Source organism: Arthrobacter sp. PM3, from assembly GCF_003352915.1.
Taxonomy (GTDB): domain Bacteria; phylum Actinomycetota; class Actinomycetes; order Actinomycetales; family Micrococcaceae; genus Arthrobacter.
The window spans coordinates 404,541-419,719 of the sequence record NZ_CP022314.1; the positions used below are offsets into that span (position 1 = coordinate 404,541).

At 69.0% G+C, this 15,179-nt stretch carries 13 protein-coding genes and 1 pseudogene; 6 read left to right on the forward strand and 8 right to left on the reverse strand.

Translation table 11 applies throughout. The features are described from left to right. The 4 genes and pseudogenes from CFN17_RS01940 to CFN17_RS01955 all read right to left on the reverse strand — a co-directional run. Positions 1 to 224: pseudogene (locus CFN17_RS01940) on the reverse strand (IS5/IS1182 family transposase); the annotation flags it as partial. Between the two features lie 105 nt (positions 225 to 329). Then, a complete protein-coding gene (locus CFN17_RS01945) occupies positions 330 to 1,010 on the reverse strand; it encodes a CoA pyrophosphatase (RefSeq protein ID WP_208749722.1) in 681 nt (226 codons plus the stop codon). Next, positions 1,007 to 1,795: an endonuclease III gene (nth, locus tag CFN17_RS01950; RefSeq protein ID WP_208751288.1), complete on the reverse strand. Its 789-nt coding sequence runs from the start codon at positions 1,793 to 1,795 to the stop codon at positions 1,007 to 1,009. Before nth ends, CFN17_RS01945 begins: the two co-directional genes overlap by 4 nt. 84 nt (positions 1,796 to 1,879) lie before the next feature. Next, on the reverse strand, positions 1,880 to 3,205 hold the full coding sequence (locus tag CFN17_RS01955; RefSeq protein WP_208749723.1) for a hypothetical protein: 1,326 nt from the start codon (positions 3,203 to 3,205) through the stop codon (positions 1,880 to 1,882). 420 nt (positions 3,206 to 3,625) lie between these two features. Between CFN17_RS01955 and acs the strand changes: the two genes are divergently transcribed. The 3 genes from acs to CFN17_RS01970 all read left to right on the forward strand — a co-directional run bounded on the left by acs (position 3,626) and on the right by CFN17_RS01970 (position 7,392). Further along, positions 3,626 to 5,632, forward strand: coding sequence for an acetate--CoA ligase (acs, locus tag CFN17_RS01960; protein WP_208749724.1), 2,007 nt, complete (start codon positions 3,626 to 3,628; stop codon positions 5,630 to 5,632). A 168-nt stretch (positions 5,633 to 5,800) separates the two neighbouring features. After that, a complete protein-coding gene (gene aroQ, locus CFN17_RS01965; protein WP_208749725.1) occupies positions 5,801 to 6,277 on the forward strand; it encodes a type II 3-dehydroquinate dehydratase in 477 nt (158 codons plus the stop codon). 2 nt (positions 6,278 to 6,279) lie between these two features. Continuing rightward, on the forward strand, positions 6,280 to 7,392 hold the full coding sequence (locus CFN17_RS01970) for a DUF2332 domain-containing protein (RefSeq protein ID WP_208749726.1): 1,113 nt from the start codon (positions 6,280 to 6,282) through the stop codon (positions 7,390 to 7,392). A gap of 112 nt (positions 7,393 to 7,504) precedes the next feature. Here the strand turns inward: CFN17_RS01970 and CFN17_RS01975 are convergent, their stop codons facing one another. Continuing rightward, complete coding sequence (locus CFN17_RS01975; protein WP_208749727.1) at positions 7,505 to 8,689, reverse strand: MarP family serine protease; 1,185 nt, start codon at positions 8,687 to 8,689, stop codon at positions 7,505 to 7,507. A 222-nt stretch (positions 8,690 to 8,911) separates the two neighbouring features. Between CFN17_RS01975 and CFN17_RS01980 the strand changes: the two genes are divergently transcribed. Next, positions 8,912 to 9,589 (forward strand): Crp/Fnr family transcriptional regulator, encoded by a 678-nt coding sequence (locus CFN17_RS01980; RefSeq protein WP_011693220.1) that lies wholly within the window; start codon positions 8,912 to 8,914, stop codon positions 9,587 to 9,589. A 437-nt stretch (positions 9,590 to 10,026) separates the two neighbouring features. Here the strand turns inward: CFN17_RS01980 and CFN17_RS01985 are convergent, their stop codons facing one another. From CFN17_RS01985 to CFN17_RS01995, 3 genes are read right to left on the reverse strand one after another with little or no spacing between them, the layout of a single operon-like run. Further along, the gene (locus tag CFN17_RS01985; protein ID WP_208749728.1) at positions 10,027 to 10,938 is read right to left on the reverse strand and encodes an NUDIX hydrolase; all 912 of its coding nucleotides are present in this window, start codon (positions 10,936 to 10,938) and stop codon (positions 10,027 to 10,029) included. 16 nt (positions 10,939 to 10,954) lie between these two features. Next, positions 10,955 to 11,473: a RidA family protein gene (locus tag CFN17_RS01990; RefSeq protein WP_208749729.1), complete on the reverse strand. Its 519-nt coding sequence runs from the start codon at positions 11,471 to 11,473 to the stop codon at positions 10,955 to 10,957. A gap of 2 nt (positions 11,474 to 11,475) precedes the next feature. Next, complete coding sequence (locus CFN17_RS01995; protein ID WP_009359196.1) at positions 11,476 to 11,631, reverse strand: DUF4177 domain-containing protein; 156 nt, start codon at positions 11,629 to 11,631, stop codon at positions 11,476 to 11,478. A gap of 38 nt (positions 11,632 to 11,669) precedes the next feature. Here CFN17_RS01995 and CFN17_RS02000 point away from each other — a divergent pair, with 38 nt between their 5' ends. Further along, positions 11,670 to 13,952, forward strand: coding sequence for a transglycosylase domain-containing protein (locus tag CFN17_RS02000; protein WP_208749730.1), 2,283 nt, complete (start codon positions 11,670 to 11,672; stop codon positions 13,950 to 13,952). A gap of 3 nt (positions 13,953 to 13,955) precedes the next feature. Next, on the forward strand, positions 13,956 to 14,909 hold the full coding sequence (locus CFN17_RS02005; RefSeq protein ID WP_208749731.1) for a metallophosphoesterase: 954 nt from the start codon (positions 13,956 to 13,958) through the stop codon (positions 14,907 to 14,909). Positions 14,910 to 15,179: the final 270 nt, after the last annotated feature.

Below are 15,179 nucleotides of genomic sequence, written 5' to 3' on the forward strand. Positions count from 1 at the left end.
GAAAGGCCCTGCAACGCCTGCAGCACCAGCACCGACCCGATCACCGGCGCCGGAACCGAAGGCCGGCCCCTCCGCGACGGGAAGAGGTCCTCCATCATTGAATCCGGAAACAACCGCCCCCGATGACTGGCCAGAAACGCGAAGACGCTGCCCGGAGCCAACAACTCCCCGGCCAGCGCCTCCACATCCAAATACCCGCGTTGCGCGTCCTCGCGTCCCTGCATAAGACCAGTCTTAACCACCAGGCCCACCAGTCCAGCGGACACGCCCGCCCCGCGACTAATTCAGCAGTCTCCTAGCGGACCGGCCTCAGGGCCGGCGTACCGGTCCTACACATCGATTCCGAACAGCCGCGAGCGGTCCCACGGCACCGCCCAGCCCAGCTGATCAAACAGCTGGTTCAGGATCATCCCGGTAAACCCCCACACCACCACGCCATTGACGGTGAACGCGGGGCTCTGGAAGGTCTGGCCGGCCCGGGTGACGGTGGCCATCACGCGGTTGTCCGGGTCCAGCAGGTCCCGGACCGGGACGCGGAACACCTGGGCGGATTCGCCGTAGTCCACAACCCGCACCGGTGACTGGGCGGCCCACCAGGCCAGGACCGGGGTGACGAGGAAGTTGCCCCGGGGCAAGGCCAGTTCGGGCATGACCCCGAGCACGTCCACACCCGTCGGGTTCAGGCCGGTCTCCTCTTCCGCCTCGCGCAGGGCGGCGTCAATCACAGACTCGCCCGGGTCGATGCCGCCGCCGGGAAACGCCACCTGGCCCGGATGGTCATCCAGGGTCTGCGCCCGCTGCAGGAGCAGCACGTCGAGGTCGGCCGGGGCCAGAAGCTTCCCCGACACCGCGGGAACGTTGTCCAGCGTCCCGAAAAGCATCAGCACGGCAGCTTTGCGGATCCGTTCGCCGGGCTCGACGGCGAGTTCCCGCCAGCGCGGGTCCGCCGCCGGGGCCGTGCCGGCCGCCACGGCGGCAACGAGGTCGATCAGGTCCTGCCGGGCGGTCACCGCGGCTTCCTCTGCGATTCCATCCGGATTTCTGCGGCGCGGTGCGTCTCGGCCAGCAACTGGGCCAGGAGCGCCTCCTGCCCCGGCGCGAGTTCGTACTTCAGCAGCTTCCGGGCCTTCTCCGGGTCGGTCTCGCCGGCGCCGTACGAGGGGCACCAGTTGGCGACCGCGCAGGCCCCGCACGCCGGTTTGCGGGCATGGCAGACGCGCCGGCCGTGGAACACGACCCGGTGCGAGAGCATGGTCCAGTCCCTGGGTTCGAACAGCCCGGCGACGTCGGACTCGATCCGGACCGGATCATCGGACTCCGTCCAGCCGAAGCGCCGGGCCAGGCGGCCGAAATGGGTGTCGACGGTAATCCCGGGGATGCCGAAGGCATTGCCCAACACCACGTTCGCGGTCTTCCGTCCGACGCCGGGCAGCGTCACCAGGTCCTCCAGCCGGCCCGGCACCTCGCCGTCGTATTCGTCCACGAGCCGGTTGCCGAGGGCCAGCAGGTTTCTGGCCTTGGCGCGATAGAAGCCGGTGGGCTTGATGATGGCCTCGAGCTCGGCCGGATCCGCCTCCGCCATCCGCCGTGCATCCGGGTAGCGGGCGAACAGCAGGGGCGTGATCTGGTTGACCAGCACATCCGTGGTCTGGGCGGACAGCACGGTGGCCACCACGAGCTCGAACGGGTTGCGGAAATCCAGCTCGGCGTGGGCATACGGATACTGTTCCGCGAGTTCCCGGTTGATCCGCCGGGCGCGGCGCTTGAGCGCCAGCAGGGATTCGGAGGGCCTCAGGGCACCGGTCCGGGTCCTGCCGGACCTCCTGGTTCCGGTGCTTCCGGCTTCGATACTGGCGGGTTCCGTGGTCACGTCCGCGGACTAACCGCGTTCGATGTTGCTGAGGTCCCGCAGGACACCGAGGCGCCCGTCCGTGTGCTGGACCAGGAACTCGTTACCGCGGTCCTCCAGGGCCAGGACCCACCCGCCGGGCTCAATGACGAACGCCGGCGCCCCGGTGCGCTCGTCGACGGCGGTACGGGGCTGCGCGACGGCGAACCAGAACGCCTCGTGGACCGGGTGACCCTGGTCTTCCGCGGGCCGGCTGGCGGGATCGACGGTGGCGCCGATGGGCTCCTGCGGCCGGACTTCCTCCTGCCGCTTGACCTGCGGGTGGACGGCAGTGGGGGCGCTGCCGCCGGAGGATGCAGGAAGGTCGGCTGCCTGGGTCTGCTCCGCCGCGGCCGGCGTGGCTTGGCCGGACGCAGCGCCGGCGGCCTGGGTCGGTCCCGCGGCGGACGCGGCCGCCGCGTCGGCGGACGGTTCGAACCGGGCGGCGGGCGCCGACTCGGCGGACGGTGCGGGGTTGCCCGCGCCCGCTGCCGGGACGGTGTCGGAGAGCTGGGTCGCCGGCGCGCTCGAAGCGGCAACCGCAGCCGCCGGGGCGGCAGCGACCGGCGCACCCGCCGTCGGTACGGCCGGTGACGCTGCGCCCGTCTGCCCGCCGGCGGCCGGGCGCTTGCCCCAGCCTGCGCCCGGTTCGGACGCAGCCGCCCCAACTGCGCCGGCAGCCGCAGCGTCCTTGGCCGGTTTGGGTTCTTTGGGCTTTTTGGGCGCGCGGGGTTTCTGCACCGGCGGGGCCGCTTCCCGGGCCACCACGTGGGCGGGCGTTTCCTCCCGGCCCAGGAAGTCTCCGGCAAAAATCGGGATCCAGCGGGCCAGCACCGTGGCCGAGAACAGTCCCGCGGCGCCGATGACGGCGATGAGCATGCTCGGAACGAACGCCTCGGCGGCGGCGAGGAAGTAGAACGCCAGCGCGAACGACGCCACGACGGAGGCGAACTGGTCAATCGAGAGGGACCCGATCCTGATCCGTGTCCCGGGGCTGAGCCGACGGGCCACGAACAAGGCGGTGACAATGAGCGGCAGGGCAACGCCCAGGCCCAGAAAGAACAGGCTGCCCAGGTTCCACAGGTTGTAGGAGAACGCGAACATGGGAATCAGCGAGGCAATGAAGAGCAGCAGCGTGGAACCGAAGACGGTCAGGTCCCGGATCGTGAAGGGACCCAGGACAGCCTCGTTCTTCTTCGCGGACTTCTTGTCAACCGTGAAGCGCGGCGCGTCGCCGAAGCCGGCGGGTCCGGGTTTCGCCGTTCCGTCCTGGCCCGGGGCCGGTGCCCGGAGCTGCCCGTTGTCTTGCTGGTTCATTCCGTATCTCCTTAGCATGGCGGCGCTCCGGACGGCACCTTCCAGGGCGTCGTCCACAGTGCCGTCTAACGGCAGGCAGAGACAGGACCGCCAGCGGGTCCTGCCGCCTCCCATCGGATGTCACAACTTCATCTCAGCCTAGCCAAGTGGATGGCCGATCACTAGCTGACAAGCCGAGAGCGGACGCGGCAGATCGGCCCGAAAATAGGCGTCCCGGTGCCACTCGGCGCTTAACAAACACCGCTCACGGCGCCCTTTGTGACGGGGCGCACGTTTCGTCGGACCCAAGTACTAGTGTTTATTTCGGAACAGCGCTTGCGGCACCGCCGTGAACTGCCGCCGCCCGACGTCGCGCACGCGGCCCTGCGCGGAGGCTCCACGAACGTCCGCAGCCCGGATCGATGAATGATGAGGTTCACCATGTCGCAGCAGACACCCGGCTCCACGGCCACGCAGGCGCCGCAGGGCGATGCCTTCGAAAACCTGTCCCAGGAGAACCGCCGATTCGCGCCGTCGGCCGAGTTCGCGGCGAACGCCGTCGTCACCGCCGCTGACTACGCCGAGGCCGACGCCGACCGTCCCGCCTTCTGGGCGAAGCAGGCCCGCGAACTGCTGACCTGGTCCAAGGACTTCACGCAGGCGCTCGACTGGTCCAACCCGCCGTTCGCGAAGTGGTTTGTCGGCGGGGAGGTCAATGCCGCGTACAACGCCCTGGACCGCCACGTCGAGGACGGGAACGGGGACCGGGTAGCGATCTACTTCGAGGGCGAGCCCGGCGACACCCGCACCTACACGTACGCGCAGCTGACCGAGGAAGTGAAGAGGGCCGCGAACGCCTTCGAGTCGCTGGGCGTGGCCAAGGGCGACCGTGTGGCGGTCTACCTGCCCATGATCCCGGAGGCCGTCATCACCTTGCTGGCCTGCGCCCGGATCGGCGCAATCCACTCGGTGGTCTTCGGCGGCTTCTCCGCCGAGGCCCTGCGGTCCCGGATCGACGACGCCGAGGCCAAGCTCGTCGTCACCGCCGACGGCACCTACCGCCGAGGCAAGCCCAGCGCCCTGAAGCCCGCCGTGGACGATGCCCTCGCCCACGACGGGCACACGGTGCAGAACGTCGTGGTGGTCAGGCGCAACGGCCAGGACGTGGACTGGCACGAGGGCCGGGACCACTGGTGGGCCGACACCGTCGGCGCCGCGTCCGCCGAGCACACCGCCGTCGGACACGACTCCGAACACCCGCTCTTCATCCTCTACACCTCCGGCACCACCGGAAAGCCCAAGGGCATCCTGCACACGACCGGCGGCTACCTCACCCAGGGCGCTTACACGCACAAGGCCGTCTTCGACCTCCACCCGGAGACCGACGTCTACTGGTGCACCGCCGACGTCGGCTGGATCACCGGGCACTCCTACGTCGCCTACGCCCCGCTCATCAACGGCGCCACCCAGGTCATATACGAGGGCACCCCGGACTCCCCGCACCAGGGCCGCTGGTGGGAGATCGTGGAGAAGTACAAGGTCTCGATTCTCTACACCGCCCCCACCGCGATCCGCACGTTTATGAAATGGGGCAAGGAGATCCCGGCCAAATCCGACCTCTCTTCGATCCGGGTCCTCGGCTCGGTGGGCGAACCCATCAACCCCGAGGCCTGGATGTGGTACCGCGAGGTCATCGGCGCCGACAGCGGCCGCAAGCAGGTCCCGGCACCGATCGTGGACACTTGGTGGCAGACCGAGACCGGGGCACAGATGATCGCCCCGCTGCCCGGCGTCACCGCCACGAAGCCCGGCTCCGCGCAGGTCCCGCTGCCCGGCATCGCCGTGGACGTCGTGGACGAACTCGGCGAATCGGTGCCCAACGGCACCGGCGGCTACCTCGTCATCCGCGAACCCTGGCCGGCCATGCTGCGCGGCATCTGGGGCGACCCGGAACGGTTCAAGGAAACCTATTGGTCCCGCTTCGAGACGATGTACTTCGCCGGCGACGGCGCGAAGAAGGATGAGGACGGCGACGTCTGGCTGCTGGGCCGGGTCGATGACGTCATGAACGTCTCCGGCCACCGCCTCTCCACCGCGGAGATCGAATCCGCCCTCGTCTCCCACCCGGCGGTCGCCGAGGCCGCCGTCGTGGGCGCCGCGGACGAAACCACCGGCCAGGCCGTCGTGGCGTTCGTGATCCTGCGCGGCGACGCCGTGGACTCCGGGGACGCGATCGTCCAGGAACTCCGCAACCACGTGGGCAAGGAAATCGGCCCGATCGCCAAGCCCAAGACCATCCTCGTGGTGCCGGAACTGCCCAAGACCCGCTCGGGCAAGATCATGCGCCGGCTCCTCAAGGACGTCGCGGAAGGCCGCGACCCGGGCGACGCCACCACCCTGGCCGACAACACCGTCATGGCCCAGATCGCCCACTCCCTGAAGAAGTAAGCGGCAGCACCGCAGCCTCCCGGACCCGGTGCACGGGCGACGGCGGCGGCGCCCACCTTGGTGGGCGGCGCCGCCGTCGCCGTGTCCGTCTGCCATCCGCGCGCCCCGGGATGCAGGAACCCGAGTCACGAACGGTCCCGGCATGCCGCGGCGCGATAGATTGGCAGCATGACTGAAGCCACCCCCGCCAGCGCTGCCGGCCGCGGCACCATCCTGGTCCTCAACGGACCCAACCTGAACCTGCTCGGAACCCGCGAGCCCGAGAAGTACGGCACCGCCACCCTCGCCGACGTCGAGCAGCTCGCCAAGGACGCCGGCGCCGCGCACGGCCTGGACGTCGAGTGCTTCCAGTCCAACCATGAAGGTGCCCTCGTCGACGCCATCCACGCCGCACGCGGAAAAGCCGTGGGGATCGTGCTCAACGCCGGCGCCTACACGCACACCTCCGTCGCCATCCGCGATGCGGTCTCCGCCGTGGCGCTGCCCACCGTGGAGGTGCACATCACCAACGTTCACGCCCGCGAGCCGTTCCGGCACCACTCCTACCTCTCGGACATCAGCAAGGCCGTGATCGCCGGTGCCGGGATCCTGGGCTACCGTTTCGCGGTGGAGTACCTCGCCGGGCTGCACACGGACAAGGACTGAGCATGTCCCCCGGGGGCGCCGCAGCAGCGGGCGGGCCGGGCACGCCGGAGGAGTCCGGGCCGCCCGGGGCGCCGGACCCGGCAAAGTGCGACCCCGCACAGTGGGACACAGCCCAGTGGTACCGGCATTTCGGCACGGAAGACGCGCCGGCCTCCTCGCCCTGCTACGCCGAATGGTCCGTGGGGATTGCCGGGGACGCCGAGCTGATCCGGCGCATCGACCGGTGGCCGCACAACAAGCGCCAGCCGCTGCTGATTCTCGCCGCGGCCCGGTTCCTCGGCGCGCAGATCAGCCCCTACCAGGACTTCCGGGAGTTCCTGCTCACCCGCTGGGACGAGGTCTCCGGCGTCGTGCTCTCGCGCGCCACCCAGACCAACGAGGCCGGACGCTGCGCCGCCCTGCTGCCCTCCCTCGCCCGGATCGCGGCCGCCGAAGGCAGGCCGCTGGCGCTGATCGAAGTGGGCGCCTCGGCCGGGCTTGGGCTGTTCCCGGACCGCTACGGGTACGAATATGTCGACGCGCAGAGCGCACGGACGACGCGGCTGGTCCCGGCCGGTGCCGTGCCCGGCACGTTCCCGGTCCTGCGCTGCGTCACGGCGGGCCTGGTCCCGCTGCCGGCGGAACTTCCCCGCGTGGCGTGGCGCGCCGGGATCGACCTGAACCCGTTGGATGTCGCCGACCCGGACGACGTCGCCTGGCTGGAGGCCCTCGTCTGGCCGGAGCAGGAGTTCCGCCGCGAGCGGCTGCGCCAGGCGATCGCGATCGCCCGGGAGCGGCCGCCGCTGCTGGTGGCCGGCGACCTCAACGAACAGCTCGTGGAACTCGCCGGCCGGGCCCCGGCCGATGCCGCCCTCGTGGTCTTCCACAGCGCCGTCATGGCCTACCTGGACGCCGCCGGCCGGTCCCGGTTCCGCCGCACCATGGCCGACCTCGCCACGGAGCGGGGCTGCCACTGGCTCTCGAACGAGGGCCACACGGTGATTGCCCAGGCGGACGGGTCCACGGTGGTCCCGGAGATGGATGATGCCCGGCTCCGCGGCCGGTTCCTGGTGCTGCAGGACGGTCAGCCGACAGCCATCGCCGGCCCGCACGGGCAGAGCCTGGAGTGGCTCTGACGCGGCGCGGCACGCACGCACAGCCGGCCGGGACCTGAGCGGCGCCCGGCCGGGCGCCGCCGTCGTGTGCCGGAAGTTTCGTTCGGGCTGCGTCGCGTCTGGATCGCGGCCGCTATTTCTTGACACACTGCCCGGAGGAGACGGCACTGTCCAGACCCGGCGCCTGCGAGGCGACGGGGCCCAGATCCGCCATGGTGATGGCGAAGCCGAGCGAGGACTCGGTGGTGGCCTTGGCAAAGATGACGCCCGCCACCTGCCCGTCCGTGGTCAGGAGCGGGCCGCCGGAGTTGCCCGGCTGCACGTCACCGGCGAGCCGGTAGACGTCCTCGGGTGCCGCGTTGTTGCCGTAAATATCGGGCACCAGCACGGTGGCGATGTCCTGCACCGTGGCCGGTTTGGACTGGAAGGGACCGCCGTGCGGGTAGCCTGCGAAGGCCGCGGCGCTGCCCGGCGGCAGGTCGGAGGCCAGCGCCAGAGGCGCCGAGCGCAGTCCGTCGACCGCGACGACGGCGAGGTCGTGCTGGGTGTCGAAGTACACGACGCGCCCGGGGAGGGCCCCGCCGCCGGGGGCCTCGACCACCGGCTGGTCGACGCCGGCGACCACGTGGGCGTTGGTCACCACCCGCCCGGGGGCCACCACAAAGCCGGTTCCGGTCTGGTTCTGGCCGCACTGGTAGGCGGTCCCGGCGATTTTCAGGACCGATGCGGCGGCCCGGTTCAGCGCGGGGGTGTCCGTGTCCGTGTCCGGGACGGCAACGGGCTGGCCCTGGCCGAACCCGTCGAGCAGGGTGGGGATGCCCTCGCCGATCACGGCGGACCGCAATTGGGCCATGGAGGCCTTCACGGGTGTAGGCGTGACGCCGTCGATGAACCGGATGACCTTGGATTCGGCAAGCTGCTGGGACACGAGGGGCACGCCCAGTGCCCCGATGCTGAACGCCAGCATCGACATCACCAAGGCGGAGACCGCCACGTTCACGCCGCCGCCAACAAGCCGGTCCGCAGCCCGAAGGGGACGGAACGGCATCACGCTGCGGACCCGCCGGCCGATCATAGTGCCCACTGCGTTCCCTACGACCATCAGCAGCACTGCGGTGGCGATGATCGCCGTCAGGCGCCAGCCGCTGTCCTCAACGAGGCCGCTGACGACCGGAACGGACACGAAGGCCGCGACCGCGCCCGCCGCGAATCCGGCGATGCCGCCGAGCGTCACCAGGAAGCCGTTGCGGAGGCCGTGGATCAGGTAGGACAAGAGCGCCACAACCAGCAGCAGGTCCAAAATGGTCAAGCCAAACACCGGGGCTCCTCACAGACAGTTCAGCCACGATTCTAGCGGTGTAAGCTGAACGTTTGCCGACCGGCCGCCCGCTCGCGGGACTCACCGGGATCGGCGGGGACTTCCCGGGCCGTGCGCTTTCGAGCCAGTCGGGCGTTTCGGTGCCAAGTACGTCACAGAAGCGCAAAAATTCTGAAAGAATGGCTGAAGCGCCCCAGCCGACACAGCTAGTCAGGAGATTTCATGGATATCGAGGTATTGCGCCGCGCCCCCCTTTTCGCCACGCTCGACGACGAGGCGTTCCGTCTGCTGACGGACGAACTCACCGAGGTGGACCTCTCACGCGGTGCCTCGGTATTCCGGGAAGGCGACCAGGGCGACCAGCTGTACTTCATCGTCTCCGGCAAGGTGAAGCTCGGCCGGACGTCGCCGGACGGCCGCGAGTCACTGCTGGCGATCCTCGGCCCGGGTGAACTGTTCGGTGAAATGGCGCTCTTCGACCCGAGCCCGCGCACGGCCACGGCCACCGCCGTTTCCGAGACGCGCCTGGCCGGCCTGAAGAACGAGAGCCTCAACGCCCTGCTGCGCACCCGCCCCGAGGTCTCGGCCCAGCTGTTGCAGGCCCTGGCACGCCGCCTGCGCCGCACCAACGACTCCCTGTCCGACCTCGTTTTTTCCGATGTGCCGGGCCGCGTGGCCAAGGCGCTGCTGGATCTGGCCGACCGCTTCGGCCGGCCGGCGACCGACGGCGTGCTGGTGGCCCACGAGCTGACCCAGGAGGAGCTCGCCCAGCTGGTCGGAGCCTCTCGCGAAACGGTCAACAAGGCCCTCGCCGAATTCGTCCAGCGCGGCTGGCTGCGCCTGGAAGCCCGCGCCGTCGTCATCCTGGACATGCAGCGGCTGCGCCAGCGTTCCCGCTAGTCAGCAGTAGTCCGCAGTACTCTGGAGGCCGGTCCCGTTCACAACGGGGCCGGCCTCCGTCGTTCGCCCCGCGGGTTCTCCCCCGGGGGACATGCTCATTCTTTGCCCCCGGCTCAGAGGGACATGCTCATTCTTGGTGGCGAGCACTGGGCACAGTGCCAGTATGTCCACTGGTCAGACCCAGCGGAGGGCATGCCCGGTGCTGGCAGGAGCCCGGCAGGAGCATGCCCAGTCTTCGGGCACAGGACGGGGCATGCTCCGGGCCAACGGAAGCCACCGGGGCGCATGCCCAGTCTTCAGGCACAGGACGGGGCATGCTCCGGGCCAACGGAAGCCACCGGGGCGCATGCCCAGTCTTCAGCCACAGGACGGGGCATGCTCCGGCGCTCCGGGGGCAGCATGGGACGGGCCACACTCAGGTGCCCGCCGGTGCCGGCCTAACGCTCGCGCTGGGGTTCGCCGGCCACGGTCTTGGCGGCCTCGACTTCGAGCATGAGCCGGCCTTCCTCCTCGACGAGCTTCGGCTGGTAGACGTGGGCCTTGCGCTTGTAGCTCAGATAGGCGATGCAGCCGTTGGCCTTGGCCATTTTCTCGAGCATGATCTCCGAACCGGGCACCAGGAGTTCGCCCAAAGTCCGGCCCACGGTGTTCTCCTGGCCCACCTCGTCACCCAGCGCGGTCGTGTCCCGCTCACCCACAACCTTGCGCACGCACACCCAGCGCCCCCACACGCCCTTGCTGGCCAGCAGGGAGGGCTGCTGGTTCACGGGCAGCGTGGCGGCGAAGTAGCGCGTATCGAACCGGCGGTGCGCAAAGTTCGGGCTGAGCCAGTTGACCAGCGGCTTGAGCAGGTCCGTGCGCAGCGAGAGCCCCCGCTTGGCGAGGACCTCGGCGAAGGATTTCTCCTGGTCCGCCACGGCTTCGCGGGCGCGCATCCATTCGGCGCTTGAGGTCGACTCCACCGTGGTGGACAGGTCCGGGCCGGCCAGCAGGATGCCGGTTTCCTCGAACAGCTCTCGGATGGCCCCGACCACGTGCCGGCGCGCCAGCACGACGTCGTCCGTTCCCATCTGCTCGGCCCAGTGCTGGGGCGAGGGGCCGAGCCAGCCGACTGCGTCGTCGTCGGTTGCGTCCAGCGACCCCCCAGGGAAGGCGAGGACACCGAGCGGGGAGGACCCGGTCCGGTAGCCGAGCCATGTCTCCAGGCCTGTGGGTGAGTCCCGCAGCAGGATCACCGAGGAGGCGAATCGCGGGGCGCGGGGTGTGCGTTCCCCGTGTTCGAGCCAGCTGCGTGCCGCGCCCTCGAGGTCGGGGGGCAGAACGAACAAACGACGTGCTAAGTGAGGCAAAGAAGTGACCGGCCTTCTAAGCGAATTCCGCGATCAGTTCGACTTCAACAGGCGAGTCGAGCGGCAGGACGGACACCCCGACGGCGGAGCGTGCGTGCTGGCCGGCGTCGCCGAAGACCTGGCCCAGCAGCTCCGAGGCACCGTTGATGACGCCGGGCTGGCCGGTGAAGGACGGATCGGAGGAGACGAACCCGACTACCTTGACGATCCTGGTGATGCGGTCGAGATCCCCGATCACGCTCTTGACGGCCGCCAGGGCGTTGACGGCGCATACGGTGGCGTAGGCCTTCGCGTCCTCGGGGGACACGGTCGGCTCGTCCGAAGTGCCCTCGGTGCCGGCGGCGACCTTGCCGGTGGCTTCCAGCTTGCCGTTGACGAACGGCAGCTGACCGGAGGTGTAAACGTGGTTGCCGGAGATGACGGCCGGAACGTAGGCCGCGACGGGGGCGGCGACGTCGGGCAGCGTGAGACCCAGCTCCGCGAGCCGCTGTTCGACGGCGGACGTCGCGCCCGTGGCTTCTGTTGGTGTGCTCATGGCTACTGCTTCTCCCGCTTCAGGTAGGCGACCAGGCCGTTGCCGTCGGGGCCCGGAACGACCTGGACTAGCTCCCAGCCATCCTCGCCCCACTGGTCCAGAATCTGCTTCGTTGCATGGATAATGAGCGGAATCGTGGCGTACTCCCATTTGGTCATGACCTAAAGCCTAGTTCGTTGCCGGTAAAGTGGAAAACATGGCGACTGGTAAGAACCCTTTATTCGACACGGCCACCACCCTCGGAAAGATCCTCATGTTCCTGGGCGTGAGCGCCATTTGTGGTGTCCTGGTGGCGGGGCTCCTGGTCCCGGCCGCGGCCGTTTCGGGCAGCGCCGCGAGCGGTTCGATCCAGTTCTTTGACACCCTCCCCGCCGAGCTGAAGGTGGACCCGCCGAGCCAGTCGACCACGATCCTGGCGTCCGACGGCAGCGTGATCGCCAACCTCTACGCGGAAAACCGCACCCGGGTCTCGCTGGACCAGATGTCCCCGTACATCAAGGACGCGATCATCGCCATCGAGGACAGCCGCTTCTACGAGCACGGCGGCGTGGACACCACCGGCATCCTGCGCGCAATCGTCAGCACCGCCCGCGGCAACAAGCAGGGCGCGTCGACCATCACGCAGCAGTACGTCAACAATGTGATCAACTCCTCCCTCGAAGCCGAAGGCAAGGGCGACGAGGTCCTCCTCAACGGCGTCAACAAGGGCGTCGGGGACAAGCTGCGTGAAATGAAGCTGGCCATCGCGCTGGAGAAGAAGTTCACCAAGGAGCAGATCCTTGAGGGCTACCTCAACATCGTCTTCTTCAACCGGGACGCCTACGGCATCGAGGCCGCGTCCAAGTTCTTCTTCAGCACCACTGCCAAGGACCTGACGCTGCCGCAGGCCGCGCTGCTGGCCGGCGTCGTGAACAGCCCGTCCTTCTACGACCCCATCACGAACCCGGACAACGCCAAGGCCCGGCGGGATCTCGTCCTGAAGGCCATGCTGACCCAGGGCAAGATCAAGCAGGCCGACTACGACGCCGCCGTCGCCACCCCGGTGCAGACCAAGGTCACCCAGCCCCGTCAGGGCTGCGCATACTCGACCACGGCGCCGTACTTCTGCGACTACGTGCTGCACCTGCTCCTGAACAACCCCGCATACGGCGCCGACGCCGCCGAGCGTGAGCGCAAAATCTTCCGCGGCGGCCTGACCATCAAGACCACGCTGGATCCGAACGCCCAGGCCGTGGCCCAGGCCCAGGTCGACGGGTCGGCCGGCGCCAACCCCGACAAGTGGGGCGCCTCGCTGGTCTCCGTTCAGCCGGGCTCCGGCAAGATCATCTCGATGGCCCAGAACACTGTCTGGTTCCCGGCCGACGGCAAGTTCGACCAGACCCAGAACTTCAACGTGGACAGCCAGGACGCCAAGGGCAACGACCTCAACGGCCTCGGCGGCTTCCAGCCCGGCTCCACCATGAAACCCTTCACGTTCGCGGAGTGGCTTGACGAGGGCAACTCCATGAACACGCAGCTCAACGGCGCCGTACGCCGCTACCCGCAGAACTTCCCCTGGAAGAACACCTGCCCGGCACCGACCGTCGGCTGGTACGACGCAACCAACGGCACCCACGACCTGCAGAACGCCGAAGAAGGTTATTACAAGTACATGTCGGTCGTTGACGGCCTCGCGAACTCCATCAACACCATCACGTTTGCCACCGCCGCCCGGGTGGACCTCTGCGGGATCCAGAAGATCGTCGACGCCGTCGGCATCCACGGCGGCCTGCCCACCGCGGACAACCCCAACCCCCAGGTGCCGATGACCACCCTTGGCAACCTCATCGGTTCCACGCAGACGGCGCCGCTGACGATGGCCAGCGCCTTCGCCACGTTCGCCGCCGACGGCAAGTACTGCGAGCCGATCGCCATCGATTCGGTCACGGACGCGTCCGGCGCCCAACTGCCGGCCCAGACGCCGAACTGCAAGGACGCGATCAAACCCGAGGTCGCCCGGGGCGTCGCCTACGCCATGCAGGAAGTCCTGAACCGCGGCTCCGGCTCGCTCATCCAGCCCCGGATTTCCACCCGGACCACTTTCCCGATCGCGGCAAAGACCGGCACCAACGACAACAACAGCTCCACCTGGGTGGCCGGCTACACCACCGGCCTGGCGACGGCCACGTGGTTCGGAGATCCGCTGGGCAACCAGCAGCGGGCCGGCCAGAACGTCACCGTCAACGGCAAGTTCTACAAGGGCATCGACGGCTACATGATCGCCGGGCCTCAGTTCTCGAACTACATGGCCCAGGTGGCGCCGGCCTACGGCACCAATCCCTTCCCGGCCCCGCCGTCGAGCATGCTCAATTCGCCGGTAGCGCCGCCGCGTGCATCCACCCCGACGTCGGAGAGCACGGCACCGGCCACCGACGCGGCCACTCCGCCCTCAGCCGACCCGTCGCCGGCGCCGGAACCGACGAAGTCCAAGAAGAAGTAGCCGATGATCCGGGGGAATGATCTGGCGGGCCGCGTCCGACGCATCGGGCGCGGCTTTGCCGTGACCGCGGCGATCGGCGCGGCCGCAGGGGCGGCCGCCACGGGCTACGGGCTGTGGGAGAAGAACCAGTTCGTGCTGCGGGAGGAGACCCTGCCCGTCCTGCCGGCTGGCTTCGGCCCGTTCCGGGTGCTGCATCTCTCGGACATCCACTTTGTGCCGGGCCAGCACCGGAAGGCCCGTTGGCTGTCCTCCCTGGCGGAACTGGGGCCGGACCTTGTGGTGAACACGGGCGACAACCTCAGCCATCCCAGGGGTGTGCCCCCCCTTGTGGCGGCGCTGCGCCCGCTGCTGGAATTCCCCGGCGTCTTCGTTCCCGGCTCCAACGACTACTTCGGGCCGCGCTTCAAGAACCCGGCCTCTTATTTGTTCGGACCCTCCGCCCAGCGCAAGGACCCGGAGAAGCTCGACTGGCCGTTGCTGCGCTCCGAGTTCGGCATGTCCGGCTGGCTGGACCTGACCAATCGCTGCCAGTCGGTTGTGCTCAAGGGCATCCGCTTCGACTTCTCCGGCGTCGACGATCCCCACCTGCGCCTGGAGCGGTACGCCGGGTGGCCGCGCGGGACCAAGGGCCGGGCAGCGGATCCGCACCTGCGGGTGGCCGTCGCGCATGCCCCCTACCAGCGCGTCCTGGACCACTTCACCGAAGACGGCGCCGACCTCCTGCTGGCTGGCCACACCCACGGCGGGCAGATCTGCGTTCCGGGTTACGGGGCCCTGGTCACCAACTGCGACCTCCCCACTTGGCGGGCCAAGGGCCTGCACATGTGGGAGAGCAAGGGACGTTCGACGCCGGTGAACGTCTCGGGCGGCATCGGCACCTCCCGGTTCGCCCCGGTCCGGATCGCCTGCCGTCCCGAGGCCGTCCTGCTTACGCTGACCTCCCGCACCCAGGCCTGACCGCCCCGCGGGACATGCCCTCCCCTGGTAACAAACAACGGACATGCCCTCCGGTGTACCCCGCCACCACGGGACATGCCCTCCCGTACCCGCGAGCACTGGACATATGACCTTCCCGCTCATTCCTAATGCCCAGCACTGAGCATGTCCCCCTCGGGATCGCAGCCACACTGAGCATGTCCCCCATGGCAGGGAGCGCAGCGCGGCGGCCCGGCTCCATTGCGGATCGTGATGACTGGGCAAGTTCACGGCACGCCCCTCTGCCATGTG

Excerpts from the sequence above, each read along its gene's own strand:
- CFN17_RS01955 (WP_208749723.1), bottom strand. The coding sequence starts at position 3,205 with ATGAACCAGCAAGACAACGGGCAGCTCCGGGCACCGGCCCCGGGCCAG.
- acs (WP_208749724.1), top strand. The coding sequence starts at position 3,626 with ATGTCGCAGCAGACACCCGGCTCCACGGCCACGCAGGCGCCGCAGGGC.
- aroQ (WP_208749725.1), top strand. The coding sequence starts at position 5,801 with ATGACTGAAGCCACCCCCGCCAGCGCTGCCGGCCGCGGCACCATCCTG.
- CFN17_RS01970 (WP_208749726.1), top strand. The coding sequence starts at position 6,280 with ATGTCCCCCGGGGGCGCCGCAGCAGCGGGCGGGCCGGGCACGCCGGAG.
- CFN17_RS01980 (WP_011693220.1), top strand. The coding sequence starts at position 8,912 with ATGGATATCGAGGTATTGCGCCGCGCCCCCCTTTTCGCCACGCTCGAC.
- CFN17_RS01990 (WP_208749729.1), bottom strand. The coding sequence starts at position 11,473 with ATGAGCACACCAACAGAAGCCACGGGCGCGACGTCCGCCGTCGAACAG.
- CFN17_RS01995 (WP_009359196.1), bottom strand. The coding sequence starts at position 11,631 with ATGACCAAATGGGAGTACGCCACGATTCCGCTCATTATCCATGCAACG.
- CFN17_RS02000 (WP_208749730.1), top strand. The coding sequence starts at position 11,670 with ATGGCGACTGGTAAGAACCCTTTATTCGACACGGCCACCACCCTCGGA.
- CFN17_RS02005 (WP_208749731.1), top strand. The coding sequence starts at position 13,956 with ATGATCCGGGGGAATGATCTGGCGGGCCGCGTCCGACGCATCGGGCGC.